Annotated in this window: 18 protein-coding genes and 1 pseudogene; 8 read left to right on the top strand and 11 right to left on the bottom strand. The window is 32.2% G+C overall.

The window, feature by feature from the left end:
- Nucleotides 1-120 precede the first annotated feature (120 nt).
- The 6 genes from COC46_RS04805 to COC46_RS04780 all read right to left on the bottom strand — a co-directional run bounded on the left by COC46_RS04805 (nucleotide 121) and on the right by COC46_RS04780 (nucleotide 5,137).
- Nucleotides 121-627, bottom strand: a complete 507-nt coding sequence (locus COC46_RS04805; protein WP_098808613.1) for a DUF3189 family protein — start codon at nucleotides 625-627, stop codon at nucleotides 121-123.
- Nucleotides 628-651: 24 nt separating this feature from the next.
- Nucleotides 652-1,320, bottom strand: a complete 669-nt coding sequence (locus tag COC46_RS04800; RefSeq protein ID WP_098808612.1) for a DUF421 domain-containing protein — start codon at nucleotides 1,318-1,320, stop codon at nucleotides 652-654.
- Nucleotides 1,321-1,418: 98 nt separating this feature from the next.
- Entirely contained in the window at nucleotides 1,419-2,636 is a 1,218-nt protein-coding gene (locus COC46_RS04795; RefSeq protein WP_098808611.1) for an NAD(P)/FAD-dependent oxidoreductase, read from the bottom strand.
- A 129-nt stretch (nucleotides 2,637-2,765) separates the two neighbouring features.
- Complete coding sequence (gene phaC, locus COC46_RS04790; protein ID WP_098808618.1) at nucleotides 2,766-3,815, bottom strand: class III poly(R)-hydroxyalkanoic acid synthase subunit PhaC; 1,050 nt, start codon at nucleotides 3,813-3,815, stop codon at nucleotides 2,766-2,768.
- A gap of 77 nt (nucleotides 3,816-3,892) precedes the next feature.
- Nucleotides 3,893-4,636 (bottom strand): 3-oxoacyl-ACP reductase, encoded by a 744-nt coding sequence (locus COC46_RS04785; RefSeq protein WP_098808617.1) that lies wholly within the window; start codon nucleotides 4,634-4,636, stop codon nucleotides 3,893-3,895.
- A 21-nt stretch (nucleotides 4,637-4,657) separates the two neighbouring features.
- Nucleotides 4,658-5,137, bottom strand: coding sequence for a polyhydroxyalkanoic acid synthase subunit PhaR (locus COC46_RS04780; RefSeq protein ID WP_098808610.1), 480 nt, complete (start codon nucleotides 5,135-5,137; stop codon nucleotides 4,658-4,660).
- Between the two features lie 208 nt (nucleotides 5,138-5,345).
- Here COC46_RS04780 and phaQ point away from each other — a divergent pair, with 208 nt between their 5' ends.
- The 5 genes from phaQ (at nucleotide 5,346) to nagE (ending at nucleotide 8,662) form a co-directional block, all read left to right on the top strand.
- Complete coding sequence (gene phaQ, locus COC46_RS04775) at nucleotides 5,346-5,765, top strand: poly-beta-hydroxybutyrate-responsive repressor (protein ID WP_098808609.1); 420 nt, start codon at nucleotides 5,346-5,348, stop codon at nucleotides 5,763-5,765.
- Nucleotides 5,766-5,812: 47 nt separating this feature from the next.
- Nucleotides 5,813-6,322: a hypothetical protein gene (locus COC46_RS04770; RefSeq protein ID WP_098808608.1), complete on the top strand. Its 510-nt coding sequence runs from the start codon at nucleotides 5,813-5,815 to the stop codon at nucleotides 6,320-6,322.
- A 62-nt stretch (nucleotides 6,323-6,384) separates the two neighbouring features.
- A complete protein-coding gene (locus COC46_RS04765; protein WP_098808607.1) occupies nucleotides 6,385-6,828 on the top strand; it encodes a MaoC family dehydratase in 444 nt (147 codons plus the stop codon).
- 93 nt (nucleotides 6,829-6,921) lie between these two features.
- Nucleotides 6,922-7,110: an alpha/beta-type small acid-soluble spore protein gene (locus COC46_RS04760; protein ID WP_098808606.1), complete on the top strand. Its 189-nt coding sequence runs from the start codon at nucleotides 6,922-6,924 to the stop codon at nucleotides 7,108-7,110.
- A 187-nt stretch (nucleotides 7,111-7,297) separates the two neighbouring features.
- On the top strand, nucleotides 7,298-8,662 hold the full coding sequence (gene nagE / locus COC46_RS04755) for an N-acetylglucosamine-specific PTS transporter subunit IIBC (RefSeq protein WP_098808605.1): 1,365 nt from the start codon (nucleotides 7,298-7,300) through the stop codon (nucleotides 8,660-8,662).
- A 571-nt stretch (nucleotides 8,663-9,233) separates the two neighbouring features.
- On the opposite strand, the gene COC46_RS21870 is transcribed toward nagE, so the two are convergent.
- The gene (locus tag COC46_RS21870) at nucleotides 9,234-9,416 is read right to left on the bottom strand and encodes a hypothetical protein (protein WP_141550871.1); all 183 of its coding nucleotides are present in this window, start codon (nucleotides 9,414-9,416) and stop codon (nucleotides 9,234-9,236) included.
- A 285-nt stretch (nucleotides 9,417-9,701) separates the two neighbouring features.
- On the opposite strand from COC46_RS21870, the gene COC46_RS04750 reads away from it, so the two are divergent.
- Nucleotides 9,702-10,529 carry a CAP domain-containing protein gene (locus COC46_RS04750; protein WP_255294812.1) on the top strand — a complete coding sequence of 276 codons (828 nt, stop codon included), beginning with the start codon at nucleotides 9,702-9,704 and terminating at the stop codon, nucleotides 10,527-10,529.
- A gap of 102 nt (nucleotides 10,530-10,631) precedes the next feature.
- On the opposite strand, the gene COC46_RS04745 is transcribed toward COC46_RS04750, so the two are convergent.
- The 3 genes from COC46_RS04745 to adhE form a co-directional block, all read right to left on the bottom strand.
- Complete coding sequence (locus COC46_RS04745) at nucleotides 10,632-11,321, bottom strand: copper homeostasis protein CutC (protein ID WP_098808604.1); 690 nt, start codon at nucleotides 11,319-11,321, stop codon at nucleotides 10,632-10,634.
- A 10-nt stretch (nucleotides 11,322-11,331) separates the two neighbouring features.
- Nucleotides 11,332-12,240, bottom strand: a complete 909-nt coding sequence (locus COC46_RS04740; protein ID WP_098808603.1) for an RluA family pseudouridine synthase — start codon at nucleotides 12,238-12,240, stop codon at nucleotides 11,332-11,334.
- A gap of 92 nt (nucleotides 12,241-12,332) precedes the next feature.
- Nucleotides 12,333-14,936, bottom strand: a complete 2,604-nt coding sequence (gene adhE, locus COC46_RS04735; RefSeq protein WP_098808602.1) for a bifunctional acetaldehyde-CoA/alcohol dehydrogenase — start codon at nucleotides 14,934-14,936, stop codon at nucleotides 12,333-12,335.
- 587 nt (nucleotides 14,937-15,523) lie between these two features.
- Between adhE and COC46_RS04730 the strand changes: the two genes are divergently transcribed.
- Complete coding sequence (locus tag COC46_RS04730) at nucleotides 15,524-16,162, top strand: YitT family protein (protein ID WP_098808601.1); 639 nt, start codon at nucleotides 15,524-15,526, stop codon at nucleotides 16,160-16,162.
- 250 nt (nucleotides 16,163-16,412) lie between these two features.
- Here COC46_RS04730 and COC46_RS23070 read toward each other — a convergent pair.
- A pseudogene (locus COC46_RS23070) lies at nucleotides 16,413-16,611 on the bottom strand (histidinol dehydrogenase); the annotation flags it as partial.
- A 200-nt stretch (nucleotides 16,612-16,811) separates the two neighbouring features.
- Between COC46_RS23070 and COC46_RS04720 the strand changes: the two are divergent.
- Nucleotides 16,812-17,237 (top strand): MarR family winged helix-turn-helix transcriptional regulator, encoded by a 426-nt coding sequence (locus tag COC46_RS04720; protein WP_098808599.1) that lies wholly within the window; start codon nucleotides 16,812-16,814, stop codon nucleotides 17,235-17,237.
- Nucleotides 17,238-17,260 lie beyond the last annotated feature (23 nt).

The raw sequence follows: 17,260 nt of genomic DNA, 5'->3' as shown, positions 1-17,260 counted from the left end.
GTTTAGCATTGAAGAACATTTAGATCACTTTATCATTAATAAAATTTACTTATTGTTCCAATATTGACAACTTTATATTTCAACACTCTGAAAAAATGGACGTAACATAACGTCCATTTTTTAATCTTTATTAAAGTTTTTATTAGAAAGATCTGTGACCTTTTCAGCAGCTAAATGATGATATTTTTGAGTATTTTCTACTAACTTTATCAAATTTAAATATGTTTGCTTTGCTCCTAATACAAGTAATGGTACTCCAATAAAATCCAAATGCAAAAATCTTGATGTAAAGCCCCCTAAAGTCATTGCTAATGGTACTGTTGGGGAAGTACTCGATAAAATAATTTTATCTTCCTCATTTAATAAGATTTTCCCTAAACCTTCGATAGCTGTCGGCACATTTTTAGTATATCGTTTTGCTACTGTATACACTTGGTCTCCATTTTCGTCTTCACCATGAAAAAATAGTTTTCCACCATCTTTTGGTTTTAGTTTATTAAATAAGTATGTATTCTTTACTTCTTCTGTTGTGGGCTGACGATCAAGTGGCAATTGTTTTAAATGATATGCAGCAGCCAATGGTGAAGAATGTGTACCTCCAAAACAGTAATAAATATAATATTTCATTTATCTCATCCTCAAATTTTTGTATTAATACGTATGTAAATGTAGTTGCTTAGAATCCCATTCTGCAAAACATACCTGTTTCAGTGATAAATTTGACTCAGACAGTTTTTTATGTACCCACTTTTCATCTTTTTTCAGCGAGTTTAGAGCTCTTTCAATTATTTTCCCATCACTAATCACTACGACTGGTAAAAATTCTTTTTCCATTTGTATTTTTAAATCTTGCTTAGTAGGTGTATCGTAATTAGATTTCTTCAAGACACTAATCGTGCCGTCATTTTCTAAAATAGCATACGCAACTTCACTTACTGAAAAAGTATCTTTCGCTCTAAGTAATTGCATCAATTGATCGGTATCTAAACGATTTTTTTTCAATTCTTTCCATTGAATTGCTCCGTGCTTAATTACGACTGCAGGATCCCCTTCTAAGAACTTTCTAGCCCAAATAGACTTTTGTGTTAATATTTCAGTCACAAATATTAAAGCACCCCACGTAAAAATACTAAAAAGAATTTTTGGTAGATTTGCTTCGGTATCGTATATCGCATCTCCAAGTATATTTCCTAGCACGAGAGATGATATCAAATCAAATGGTGTAATTTGTGTGATTTGTGTTTTCCCATTAATTTTAACGACAATAAAAAGTGCTATATATCCGAAAAACAATTCAGTAAACATTTCATGATAACTCATGTAATACACTCCTAAATTTTTATTACCTATTAAATTTTCTTACTACCTTACTCTTTTTATACATATAAATGGTAATCGTTTAAAATTCTAATTAATATTTAATTATTCATATATAGATGTGCGTCTGGATGTGTACCAATGGCTACTAGATCTTTTAATATTTTAGCTAAAATATAACTATATACTGTTCCGTTACCACCATAGGCCATTAAAAAAAGGCAGTTAGGATATTCATTGTATTGTTTGATCATTGGTAAACCAGTATGTGTTCCTCCAAATGCACCTGTCCAATAGAATTCTGCTTTGGCTTCTTTATACTGAGGAAACAATTCTATTAAATTTTTAATAAGTTGTTCTTTTTTATCAAATAACATAGATTCCCGTTTTTCAGGAATTATTGTAGGTTCATCAAGTCCGCCAACAATAATTCTCCCTTCAACCGTTGTACGAATATATAAATATGGTCTTGCAGTCTCCCAAATTAAACAATTTTCATACCATGCTTCTTTATTCTCAATTAATGGTTGGGTTGCAATTGCAAATGTCGAAGTTAATACTGCATTTTTCTCACTTTTTACTTCTAGGGATTCATAGCCACCAGCAAAAATAACTTTTTTTGCACGAATTGTATGCTTGTTTTTAGTAAATAGTTGAACGCCTTCTTTTGTACCAATAATGCTAGTTACTTCTGTATCTGAATATGCCTTCAAACCTCGTTTCAGAGCATATAAGAGTAGTCCATGGGCGCATTTATACGGATTTACTTCTGCATCATCTCCTGTGAATAGTGCCCCTTCTTTAGTAAAATTAAACTTTTCTTTAACTTGGGCTTTAGTAAAATATTCAACATTAAAGCCATTTTCCTTTAATACTTTGTATTCCAAATCAATCATTTTTTTTCCATCTAAATCACTAGCATAATAGAGACTACTTCTTTTTATAAAATCAGGATTAATTTCAATTGTTTTTGACATTTCTTCAATGCCTTTAATTGCCTCTACACATAATTGGTAATGACGTACAGCCTTTTCTTTTCCATATGAATGAATAAATGAATTTAATGATTTGTCATTTGTATATTGTAAGAGTCCGGTATTAGCACTTGTACTACCATGAGCTACTTTTCGTTTATCAAGTAAAATCACCTTAGCCCCTGTTTGACTTAAGAAATATGAACATAAACTTCCCGACTCACCACTTCCTACGATTACAAAATCACAATCTAGATCCTCATCTAGTTGCTTAATATTATTTAACTCAGATTGTGTATTAATATATGTTGTTGGCCAATACAGGACCCCACTAATACTTTTCATCTATAGACTCCTTTCAACCATTTTTAAGGTAGTTTTTGTCAATTGAATAAAAAAAATCCCACTTTTTTAAAAGTGAGATTTTTTAACGTAAATAGTATTGATTTTAAACCTTATATTGAATTGCTGAAATTATGATCTTTCAGCTAACCATTTTCCAATTGTCGGATATGTCGTTTTTAACGAAACAGGTCCAAACATAATCGAAACATGCCCTGATGGAATCGATACATATTGTTTATCGACACTAGAAATATGCTCATTTAGAGCCTCTACTTGGCAAGGCATCGCAATATGATCTTTCGTAGCAGAAATATTTAAAACATTAGCTTTAATGTTAGATACATCTACTCTTCTGCCTCTAATTTCTAATTCACCATTTAATAATTTATTTTGTTGATAAAATTCTCTAATCCATTGACGATATGCTTCACCTGGGAATGGAATACCGTCTGTCACCCATTTTTGCATTAACTTCCATGACTTAATGAATTTTGTATTATCAGATCTGTCTAATAATGTTACATAAGGACCAACGAAATTCGTCATTGGTTTTAACATTTTATTACCGAAATCAATCATTTCAGGTGGAATATTCCCTAATGTATCAACAGCTTTATCTAGTGCAAAATATTTTTCATTTAAAAATGCCCCGTATAATCCTGTATCCGAAAAATCGAATGGACTAGTTACAAAAATTAAGTTTTTAATTGGCGCATTTTCATAAAGTGATGCATAAATACTTGTTAACGTACCGCCCATGCAATACCCTAACATAGAAATTTCTTTTGCACCTGAAAAACGTAGCACTCGATTTACTGCTTTTGCAATATAGTCATGAATGATATCGTCGAATTTCAAATGACGATCCTCATGACCAAAAGTGCCCCAATCTAATAAATAAACATCAAAGCCCTCATTAACGAGATACTCTACAAAAGAATTCCCCTTTGTTAAATCAAGGATATATGGCTTATTAATTAGAGCATAAACAAGCAGTATTGGAGTCTTTTTAACCTTTTTTGTAGTTGGAATATAATGATACAATTTACTTTTATTTTTAGTCCAAATGACTTCTTTAGGAGATTGGCCTACTAAAGGTTCTCCTTCTTTTATAAGTATATCTGCTGTCTTCTTCATTCTTTTGTATGATTCTTTTAATCCATTTGGAAGCGATTCCATAGCTTCTTCTAACTTTTGTGAACTAAACACACTATTCCCCCCCTTTTGTAATGATAAATGATATCTATAAGTAAGACTTAAACGTAAAGTCCGCCATTTACATTAATCTGCTGGCCAGTAATGTACTCTCCACCTTCACATAGGTAAACAACTGCTTTTGCAATCTCATCAACTGTACCAAATCTTCTTTTTGGGATTTTTGATTTAATTTGTTCTTTTACATTCTCAGGTATTTCGTTAACCATATCAGTTTCAATAAATCCTGGACATACTGAATTTACTGTAATGTTTGTTTTTGCTAATTCAAGTGCTAATGATTTAGTAAATCCAATCATTCCGGCTTTTGCAGCAGAATAGTTTGTTTGACCAAAACCGCCCGCTTGACCAATAACTGATGAAATATTAATAATTCGTGCGTTATCAGATTCTAATAAGTGTGGTAAAGCTGAATTACATGTGTTATAAACACTGCTTAAGTTTACATCAATCACTTCATGCCAATCTTCTGCACTTAGTTTTTTGAAACTACGATCTCTAGTGATACCAGCATTGTTTACAATAATGTCTAATCGGCCAAAATGCTCAATTGTACGATCAATTAAGTCTTTTGCTTGGTCTAAATCAGCAACATTAGCTTGAACTGCTAATGCCTCATAACCATACTCAAAAAGTTCATCTACAACTGCTTTTGCGTGTGCTTCACTATTATTATAATTGATTACAACTTTTGCACCTTTTTCTGCTAAGTTAAATGCTATAGCTTTTCCTATTCCTTTTGCTCCACCTGTTACGATCGCTACACGATTTACTAAATCCATTATCATTTCTCCTTTTTTAACTAATTATTGTTTTGTTGTTGTTGTAGTTAATTTTTGTAAAAGTTGTTCAATGTTAGCCATTGAAGACTTTAATTCACTAACTTGTTGATGAATTGATTTGGTTTCAGCTTTTACTTTTGTAAGATCTCGTTTTAATGCAACAATGTCTAACTCTTTTTTCAATGCTGCTACATCTAAATCAGGCTGAGAATCTAAATATAATTGATCCTCTAATGTATCTACTTTCGATTCTAAATTAATCACTAAGCTAGCTACATTTGCGATATCTTCTTTAGACGCAATATTTGAAGCCTCTAAGAACGTTTTTGATTGATCGTTCAGCATCTTTTTACAGAATAGATTAAAATCTATTACAGAACCCATCCACTCGGAAAATTCTTCTTTCTGAACATATTCATTCATCATTTTTCCAAAGTATTTTTCGTTAACATCATACATTTGCTTCCACATTTTCAATGGATCTGAATAATTTTGCTCTGACATTTAAATCCCCCTCACTACTTTTAAGTATAGAAAACAAGTTAACGACAAAACAATCCAATGTTTTCGTGATATTTCTACATCTCCTGTCGAAATTTGTTTTTTAATATTCATTATATTTAAAATACATTGACAATAAATTTAACTAAGTGTAAATTACACCTAAGGGATGATGATTCCATTACTACGATATAGGAGGGAACAAAAATTTATGACTACCAACGAAAAAGAAACAAGTAAAAAAAATAAAAATGAAACGACTGATACACTTACATTGCCAAAAAACTTCTTAGTTCCCTTTCTACTTCTCAGCCTTAAGCAATGGAATATGCATGGTTATAAATTAATGCAAGTATTATTTGATTTGGGCTTTACAACGCTTGATTCAAGTAATGTATATCGGATTCTAAGACAACTTGAAAAAGAAAGTTATATTAAATCTAGTTGGGAATATGGAATGGAAGGACCAGCAAAACGAATTTATTCAATTACAGATGCTGGTGAGGAATATTTAAAAACTTGCCATAATTCATTTACACAATATAATCAGATGCTCCAAACATTTTTTTCGATTTATACTACTTCATTCTTTCCATTTAGCAACTCTGATGAAAGTTATAAAGATGATTGAAATTGCAGCAATGCATTCAATAATAAATTTTTCTGGAGGAAACACTAATGACTGAAAAAACAATCGAATTACAAACTGAACTTGCAGCTGAGAATTTTCAAAAAATGCTTCAATATTTATTAGACAATCAATTACAAATTCAACAATGGACAGAGTCTTTATTTCAAGAACAAGCAAAACAATGGAAAACATTAAACGAGCAAGTACAAGTTCAACAACAAGAGTCTTACGAGCAATTCCAAGAAATGATTAAGTTATTAAATGAAATTAAGCCAACAATTAACCAAGAAACTTATGAAAAAACTTGGAAAAAATTATTTGATCAATTTGCTCCATTTCAATCTTTATGGACAAATATGAACCAAAATCCATATCAACCATTTTTTCAAGCTATGGGTACATTTTCAAATCAACAACAACAATTTTTTCAACAATTGTTTAAACAACCATTAAACAACACACCTTTTACAGCTTGGACGAATATGTATCAGCAGTTCCAAAAAACTCAAGAAGATTGGTTAAAAAACCTACAAGAATTCTCTTTCGCAAAATTTTAAGTTTAAATATAAACAATTTTCTTGATTAGCTAGGCATTTCATCAAGGAGAGGATGAAACAAAATGAATGTTTTCGAAAGTGCAAGACATGTACAGGAATTTCATTTTGACTCCATTTCAGTTGGTGACGAAGCTACTCTTGAAGTAAAAATTACTGCAGAGTTAATTGAACAATTCGCTGCAATATCAACAGATGTAAATCCAATTCATTTATTAGATGACTTCGCAAAAGAAAGCATCTTTAAAGAAAGAATTGCACATGGCATGTTGATTTGCAGCTTTATTTCCTCAGTACTAGGTACTAAACTACCCGGCAAAAACACCATCTACTTATCTCAAGAAGTATTTTTCAAAGCACCTGTAAAAATTAATGACACGATTAAAGTAATAGTCAGTGTATTACGCAAAAGAGACGATAAAAAATTACTAACGCTTCAAACGAATGTATATAATCAAGAAAATTTACTCGTTGTTGAAGGATCAGCATTGGTTAAAAAGTTAACATAACCCTAATATGACTGTATTTACCAAGCATGATAAAACCCTAAATGTAAAAAATACAATTGTAAGCTATTACTTACAGAAAGGGAGATAAATATCATGGCTAGAACAAATAAATTATTAGTTCCAGGTGTAGAACAAGCACTTGATCAATTTAAATACGAAATCGCTAACGAATTTGGAGTAACATTAGGTTCAGATACAACTGCACGTTCAAACGGTTCAGTTGGTGGCGAAATCACGAAACGTTTAATTGCTCAAGCGCAAAGTCATTTAAAGGGTCTTTGATTTAGGTAAAAACAAATTATATAAAATGGCTTAATATAGGGGGGAGATTTTAATCTTCCCTTTTTATTTTTAAATTTTTTGGAAAAAAATAGCAATCTTTATCTTAACTAGTTGTATAGACAAGTTGGACCTTTTAAGTTAATATTGAAAGCGTAATCATTATTATAATTTTCGGAGGGAAAATAATATGCTTAGTTTCTTACAACGCATTGGTAAAGCATTAATGTTACCAATCGCTGTCCTTCCAGCTGCAGGACTTTTACTGCGCTTTGGACAACCCGATCTACTAAACATTCCGTTTATGGCGGCAGCTGGTAATGCAATTTTCTCTAATCTTCCATTAATCTTTGCGATCGGTGTTGCGATCGGTATTTCAAAGGATGGAAATGGAGCCGCTGGTCTTGCAGGTGCAATCGGTTACTTCGTATTGACTGCAGGAACAACAACGATTAATAAAGATATTAATATGGCTGCACTTGGTGGTATTATTACAGGGGTAATTGCTGGTATGCTTTACAACCGATTCAGTGGAATTAAATTACCTGAATGGTTAGGATTCTTTAGTGGACGTCGATTCGTCCCTATTATAACGTCCGCAACCATGCTAGTATTAGCAGGAATATTTGGTTATGTATGGCCAGCTATTCAAGATGGAATTAACTCAGTTGGTAACTGGATTATTGGAGTAGGTCCATTTGGTGCTGCAGTATTCGGTTTCTTAAACCGTATTTTAATCCCATTAGGATTACATCACGTATTAAATACAATTTTCTGGTTCAATTTAGGTGATTTTACAGACGCGGCTGGCAAAGTAATTCACGGTGACTTAAACAGATTCTTCGCTGGTGACAAATCTGCCGGAATGTTCATGACTGGTTTCTTCCCAATTATGATGTTCGGTCTTCCTGCTGCTGCATTTGCAATGATCGCTGCTGCGAAACCAGAAAGACGTAAAACTGTTTCAGGTATGTTTATTGGTCTTGCTTTAACATCATTCTTAACAGGTATTACTGAACCAATCGAATTTGCATTCATGTTCATTGCACCAGTACTATATGCTTTCCATGCAATCTTAACAGGTTTATCAATGGGGATCGTAAATGCTTTAGGAATTAAAGACGGCTTTACATTCTCAGCTGGATTTATGGATTATATCCTGAACTACAATATTGCAACTAAGCCTATTCTGTTACTTCTAATCGGTCTAATCTTTGGTGTAATTTACTTTGTAGTGTTCTACTTCGCAATTAAGAAATTTAACATCAAAACACCTGGTCGTGAAGATGAGGAAATTGAAACTGATGAAGTAACAACTGAAATTGGTGATTCCTTATACCTTCAAGGTTTAGGTGGAAAAGAAAACTTAACAAACATCGATAACTGTACAACTCGTTTACGTTTACAAGTAAAAGATGCTTCAAAAGTAAATGAAGCACTTCTTAAAAAAGCTGGTGCTCGTGGCGTTATTAAATTAGACGATAAAAACGTTCAAGTAGTTGTAGGTACAAACGTAGAGTTTGTTGCTGAAGACTTAAAGAAACAAGTTAAATAATTGAATTTACAAAGCTTGCCTATATGGGCAAGCTTTTTTTGATATTATTGAGGACTTCATGAGTTAATTAATTAGACAGATTTTCTAATTAGCTTACTCATAGGGGGTTCATGAGTCACTTAAACAGATTTATTTGGATTTTCCTTTTACCTACGTGCTGGATTTTTCGGTAGACGCCTTTTCCCATATTTTTTGTAATCCGCGTTTAAATCGCCCATGCATTGTTTTTGGGATTCTATTGCAAACGCATATTTTAATTCAAACCCGTAATTGTTCATGTTGCTTTCATAAATTTCTTTTCTATATAATAAGAAGAGAGTCAAAAGAACAATAATAAAATATTTAGTGTGCTTCGCGTTCTCTTCCTTGTCTTTCATTCGTTCTAGTAATTAAAAACTTATCTTTGTAATTTTAATCGTTTGTTTCTTTTCTTCTATTAATATGCTTTTAATCTCATTCTCTATTTTATAAACCCCAAATAAATCATCACTATGTAAATTAATTTGCGGGACATAATAACCTTCTGCAATAAACCTTTGAAGAAAATCTAATCCATTTTCTTTTCTATATCCTAGATTATAATCTTAGAAATTTGTTCAAATAGTTGATGTTTGTCGTTTAAAGCTTCTTGAACGGATCTTGCCAATATAAAACCATACGGTACTGGTCTTGTATCATCAATAAATAATTTCAAATTATTCACCTTCAATACGTTTTTTACAGAATGATTACAATCGTAACCGAATGACAACAAAACTGGATTTTCCTTCCTGTAATATAACAAGGAAATGCAACCATATCTTTATTTCATATTTTTTTTATGGAAATAAAATACATATATTTAGGATTTTCAATTATTAATATTCTAGTAATATAGTAGTAATAACAACGATTTTTTTAATTTCTGTACTAAGACAGAACTACCAAAAAAATCCTCAAATTTAGTTCCCCATTTTTTCCCATAATTATGTCATGCGTTTTCATGCTAAAGTATTACTTGTACAGCGAGACAATACCCAAACAAATGGAGGAATAAGACATGAAAAAAGTAATCTCATTATCAACATTGGCTGCTACTCTACTAGTAGGTGCTCCTGTAACTGCAGTACACGCGGATACAATCAATAAGGATACAAAGACATATACTCAAAAAGTTGATTTAAATAATGTATTATTTAGCTACTTTAATCTACCAAGCTTAAACACTACTAATGGTAAAGTAGATTTATCTAAATTCGGTATTGATATGACTAAGCTTCAAGATTCAATTAAACAACAATTAGAAGCTCAATTAAAACAAGGTAATGGTTCAAATACAACTACAAAACCAACAGTACCAACGAAGCCATCTACACCGGTTAAACCAACAGTACCAACTACGCCATCTACACCGGCTAAACCATCAACACCATCAACAAAACCGACGGTACCAACTACACCATCTAAGCCAACAACTCCGTCAACTGAAACACCATCAAATTCAGCATCTTTATCTGCTTATGAATCAAAAGTAGTTGATTTAACGAATGCTGAACGTACAAAAGCTGGTTTAAAACCATTTACAGTTAATGCAACATTATCTAAAACTGCACGTTTAAAATCACAAGATATGACTGACAAAAATTATTTTGACCACAACTCACCGACTTATGGTTCACCATTTGATATGATGAAACAATTCGGAATCTCTTATAACTATGCAGCAGAAAACATTGCTAAAGGTCAAAGATCACCTGAAGAAGTAGTTACTGCTTGGATGAACAGTGCTGGTCACCGTGCTAATATCTTAAATCCTAACTTAAATCAAATCGGTGTTGGTTATGATTCAAGATCAAATGCTTGGACTCAACAATTCATCGGTAAATAATTAACAATATATTGTATCTAGCTGTCTCAAAAGTAGTCCGTTTTACGGACTACTTTTTTTATTATCTGAAAATAATTTAAATTTATTCAATCATTTTTTTACTTATCTTTCTTTTATCTCCATAAGTAATCTTTCCATTAAAGAGGAATCAATCACTTCGATTGCAGAATTATTCTTTCGAACGCCTGAACCAAAATGAATTTCTTCAACATTCGTAAAATTAATGAAATCTGAAACATTTTCAATTAATAATCCGCTACCTGCTAAAATTTTTATATTTGATTCATTAGTGAATTCGGCCATTTTTTTAATAGTTTCTTTTCCATCAATGGCACTAGGAGCACCACCTGATGTTAATACATGCGTAATCTCAGGGTATTTCTTTAATATATTTATTGCATTAAGAATATCATTTGACTCATCAATTGCCCTATGAAACGTAAAGTTCATATCTTTTACACGAGCTGATACTTTTTTTAAAAGCTCCTCATCAATTGCTTTTTCTTCGGTCAATGCACCAAAAACGATACCAGTTGCTCCAATTTCCTTACATATTTCAATATCATTTAAGATTACTTCTTGGTCATATGAATCATAAATAAAAGAACGACTATGTGGGCGAATCATTACATGTACAGGGATCGAGACATTTTGAACGACATGTTTAATCGTAGCATAACTTGGAGTTAACCCTCCCTCTTTTATCCCAGTAACTAATTCGATTCGGTTTGCCCCAAATTTTTCAGCGTCTACAGCATCTTTTACGTTTGTGGCAATTACTTCTAATAGCATTTCGTTCAGCTCACTTTTCATTAAGTATTTGTTTAAGATCCGTAGGAAATGGAATATGAATGGATAAAATTTCGTTCGTAAAAGGATGAGTAAATTGTACATTACCAGCGTGTAATCCTTGACGATTCAATAATTTAATTTTACCACCATATAGTTGATCTCCAATTAATGGGTGACCTAGAAAACTTAAATGTACACGTATTTGATGTGTTCGACCTGTATCTAACTGACATTCTAATATCGTTACATTCAGTTTCGATAAATACTTTATTTTTTTATAATGTGTAATCGCTTTATCACCTTTAGGAGAAACTCTTCTTCTAGTAGGATGATGCCGATCTCTTCCAATCGCTTCATCTATTGTTCCTTTTTGTGATTTTACATTACCATCAACAATTGCTGTATATGTACGTTTTATTTTCCGCTCGCTTAACATTGAATCAAGAATTGCGCTACTTAGTGCATGTTTAGCAAAAACTACCCCCCCCGTAGTATCTTTATCTAGACGGTGTATATGTCGCACTTTTGTTTGTAATCCATTTTCTTGAAAATGAAAAGCTACTCCATTTGCTAAAGTGTTTAATTGTCCTTTTTCATTCGGATGTGTATCGATTCCATAAGGTTTGTTAGCAATTAATAAATGTTCGTCTTCATAGCATATCTCAATCGATTGATTTTGTGGAATAACCCCATAATCTTCATCTTTGAATAATAGAATTTCAATTTGATCTCCACCTAAAATTACCGTATTCCAAGGTTTAGCTTCTCCATTTAACTTACATCCTTTAGTCATTCTTAATTCATGTAGCAATTTCTTTGGAAACTGCCATCGATTTTTTAAATACGATTCAACTGTTTGGTTCTTATGTTCATCGCTTACTATCACCTTATACCAAGGATTTAGTTTCTTTATTTCCATTTTTTATTCACCACTTTCAGTATAGCTATTATACCAAAATAAGATTGACCAAAAAAGAAGCACCCGTTAAGGTGCTTCTTTTTCATACTTTCTTAACAGCCTTTGAAAGCATTCATATAAACTTCTTCTAATTCTTTTACTAGTGGTAGTTTTGGATTTGCAGTAGTACATTGATCCTCAAAAGCACGGTCAGCTAAATATGCAACCTTTTCTTTAAATTCTATTTCAGTAACACCTTGTGCCTCAATACTCATATTTATATTTAATTCCTTTGATAACTTAATAACTGCTGCAATTAAACTTTCGACACCTTCTTCAGTTGAAGTAGCTGGTAGGCCTAAGAAACGAGCAATTTCAGCGTATCGTTCATCTGCAATGAAGTGCTTATATTTAGGGAATGCAGTAAACTTAGTTGGTTTTTTTGCATTATATCTTATTACATGTGGCATTAATATTGCATTTGCTCTTCCATGAGGGATATGGAATTCCGCTCCGATCTTATGCGCTAAGCTGTGGTTAATTCCTAAAAACGCATTTGCAAATGCCATTCCTGCGATCGCAGATGCATTATGCATTTTTTCACGGGCTTCGAAATCATTCCCATTTTGGTATGCTCTAGGTAAATATTTAAATACTAATTTTATAGCTTGCAATGCTAATCCATCTGTATAATCATTCGCTAATACACTTACATATGCCTCAATTGCATGTGTCAATACATCCATACCAGTGTCTGCTGTAATGCTTTTTGGAACTGTTGTTACGAATTGAGGGTCAATAATAGCAACATCAGGTGTTAGTTCATAGTCAGCTAATGGATATTTAATATTATTCGCTTTATCTGTAATTACCGCAAATGGTGTAACCTCTGAACCTGTCCCAGATGTAGTTGGAATTGCTACAAATTGAGCTTTTCGACCCAATTTAGGATATTTGTATGCTCTTTTTCGAATATCTAAAAACTTTTGTTTAGGTCCGTCCAAAGTAGTTTCCGGATATTCAAAAAACATCCACATACCTTTGGCAGCGTCCATTGCTGATCCACCACCGAAAGCAATAATTGTATCCGGTTCAAATGACTTCATTCTATCTGCACCCTTCATAACAGTAACATCAGAAGGATCTGGTTCTACATCAGAAAAGATTTCAATCTGAATATTTTCTTGTCTTTTCTCTAAATAATATTTAATTACGTCAACATAACCTAGCTTAACCATTGCTTCATCTGTTACAATAAATGCTTTTTTAATATTTGGCATTTTTTCTAGATACTGAGTTGAATATTTTTCAAAGTAAATTTTTGGTGGCAGTTTGACCCATTGCATATTCATATTTCTTCTTCCTAATTTTTTTATATTTAATAAATGAACTGTTGTAACGTTAGTTGATACAGAGTTTTTACCGTGTGATCCACAACCTAATGTTAGTGAAGGAATAAATGCGTTATATAAATCACCAATACCACCATGAGCTGAAGGTGCATTTGAAATTACGCGACAAGCTTTCATTCTTAATCCAAATTCTCTTTGGATTTCTTCATTATTACTATGAATAACAGCAGAGTGTCCTAATCCTCCAAGCTCTAGCATTTCTTCACAACGTTTAAATCCTTCTTCTTTACCATCTACTTTAATGGCAGCTAAAACCGGACTTAACTTTTCTCTTGTTAAAGGTTCTTTAGCGCCTACACTGTCACATTCAACAATTAGAATTTTTGTATCTTCCGGAACATTCACACCTGCAAGTGATGCAATTTCATAAGCAGATTTACCAACTATGTCCCCGTTCACGGCACATGTTGCTTCATTAATTACGAGCTTTTCTAATTTCTGCTTATCCTCTTTTGTCGCAAAGTAACAATTATTCGCTTTTAACTCTCTTTTCACTTCATCATATATTTCTTCGTCTACAATTACTGCTTGTTCAGATGCACAAATCATTCCATTATCAAATGTTTTTGAGAGAATAAGATCATTAACTGCACATTTAATTTCAGCAGATTTCTCTATATAGCAAGGTACATTTCCTGGTCCAACACCTAATGCAGGTTTTCCGGTACTATAAGCCGATTTAACCATTCCCGCGCCACCCGTTGCTAAAACAAGTGCTACACCTTCGTGATTCATTAAACACTTTGTTGCTTCAATAGACGGAACTTCAATCCATTGTACACAGTTTTCAGGTGCGCCTGCATTAACTGCGGCATCTCGAACAATTCTAGCTGCTTCTCTACTACATTTTTGTGCAGAAGGATGGAATGCAAAAATAATTGGATTTCTAGTTTTAATTGCAATTATCGCTTTGAATAAAGTAGTTGATGTCGGATTTGTTGTTGGCGTTACCCCTGCAATTAAACCTACAGGTTCAGCTATTTCTGTTATTCCAGTTTGCTGGTCTTCACTTATAATTCCAACTGTTTTATTACCTTTAATTGAATTCCATATATATTCTGTTGCAAATATATTTTTAATTATTTTATCCTCGTAGATACCACGCCCCGTTTCCTCAACTGCCATTTTTGCAAGTGGCATATGTTGATTCAAACCAGCAAGAACCATCGAATGTACAATTTCATTGATTTGTTCTTGATTATATCTTTCAAATTCCTTTAATGCTTTTTGTCCTTTTACGACTAATTCATCTACCATTTCAGAAGCGTTACATAATTCATTAACAATTTTTTCTTGAACAGCCATTTGGCTCTCCTCCTCTGATGATGGACATTAATGATCTAATGACTTAATTAATGTCCTTTTATCAATTAGTATTGTGAAGTTTTTCACATATCTGTTTACAAATATTATAATATATTGTTTTTATTGAAAATGCTATGTCTAATTTGTGAAATATTTCACATTATTTATAGTTTCCCCTCCATTTCACATCCATAAACTCATTCTTTGTAGATTTTTGTTAATCCTTTTCTTTTTTCAAATATTTTCGCATATGATAAAATTAAGAATAAGTTCTATTGAACTTATTTTTACCTGTTAGACTCTTCTAACAAAACTGGCAAAAAGGACGTGTAACCATGATTGCTCGAAGGAGCATTTGGCAACGTAAAGACTTATCCTACACTTAGCGGTTTTAATTTAGAGAACCAAAAGAACTCTAAAATAAAACTGAAGGTAGGCGAAACTATGGTTGACAGGCGATTATGTTATTTCTTCAATGATATATAGCTATGTAGTTAGAAAGGCAACAAACTAACTACGAGCTCTATATACGTAGTTAGTTAATAACTTTACTTTTTAACTACTAACTACGAAAAGAGGAAATAACAATGAGTAACAATCGTTTGGGTGAGACCTTAATAATTTTAGTTGGTTCATTTATTTTGGCCACTACACTTTATCATTTTCATTTTCAAAACAATCTAGCAGAAGGTGGATTCATTGGTATTGCATTATTAGTCAAAAACGCATTAAATATTTCACCTTCAATTACAACTTTGCTACTTGATATTCCGATTATCTTAATTGCAGGAGTGTATTTAGGTAAAAAGTTAGTAATTAATACGACAATCGGAGCAATCTCATTTTCTGCTTTTTATTCAATCATTGAAAAAACATCTAATTTTACATTTAATTTTGGAGATCATCTTTGGATACCCGCTATTTTAGGTGGAATTTTCGCTGGACTTGGATTAGGGTTAATTCTAAGAAGTGGTGGTGCAACAGGTGGAGATGATTTAATAACAATCATAATGAGCAAAAAATCAAAAATATCTATAGGCAAAGTATATTTTATTTTTGACGCTGTCATTCTTCTTTGTTCACTTTCTTATCTTTCATGGAATGAAGTAGGCTATACTATTCTTTCAGTTGCAATTTGTGCCAAAGTAACTGAATTAGTTTATGAAAGTAAATTTCAAAATAAATCTGTTTCAATTAAAACAAATGAAAAAAGATTACATGCTTAATGCATGTAATCTTTTTTTGTTTCAGAAAAATCCACGAGCTCATTTAGAACATTTTCAGCAGCTAAATCATATAGACAATCTTTAAAAAGAATTGCCAGTCTTCGATAATCATTATATTTGTCTAACAGCTCGTCCACAGATGAAGATTCACCCATGCTATTTTTCTTTACTTCTTCTTGCTTTTTAGCAAACTTAATTGTAAATGTACCTAGTTTTTCAAACATTGATCCGTAGAACTCATCAAAGTTCGATACGCTAACTAATTCTTCTTCTTCAGCGTCTACTTGAAGACCATCAAATTCTCGTAAGAGTTCGTAAATAATGCTACTGTACTCATCATTTAAATAAATACTTTTTTCGATCCTGTATCCGATCACTCGATAAAAATGACCATCGTTTTTCGCAAATTGAACAGTATCATTTATTTTAAACTTAAAATACTTAAACATTGTACTTCACCCCTACCAATGTCTTTTATCATACTATTTACAAAATACTATGGATACTATACAGCCAAAACTTGACAAATTTAAAAATATCTCCTAAATTACATACATTCTTGAAAATGCTTGAGAAAATTGGTAACCTATACGTACAATACCTGCATTATTAACATCTTTTAATCTTAGTTTAGGAGGTGGATATTGCCTTGTTAACCGATAACGACAAACTTCTTCTAGATGATTTAACAAGTTTAATGATTCGAGTTCGAAAAAACTGGCAAAAATCAGATGAGGAAGTTAAAAGTTCCTTAACTCCACCAAAATATTTACTTTTATACTTAATATATAAGAATCAAAAAATTTCAGCTTCAGAGCTAGGTAAACAAATGGGACTATCTTCCGGTTCAATCACAACCGCAGTAAAGAAATTGGTTGATAATCATTTAATTTCTCGAAAAAGGGATAGCCGTGATCGTAGAGTTACATGGCTTGAACTAACAGATGAGGGAAAACACATGATTGAAGAACTTTTCAATTTTCGCCAAGGTTTATGGCTAACTTTATTTGAAAAGCTATCTCATAATGAGAGAGACCAATTCCGATTATTATTAAGCAAATTAATTTCAAACTAAAAAGGTTATCTCTTGTGGAGATA

The organism is Bacillus sp. AFS041924 (assembly GCF_002577195.1).
In the GTDB taxonomy this organism is placed as follows: Bacteria; Bacillota; Bacilli; order Bacillales; family Bacillaceae_G; genus Gottfriedia.
Note: the sequence above shows the minus strand (reverse complement) of the source record. Positions and strands in the feature narration are given on the sequence as shown.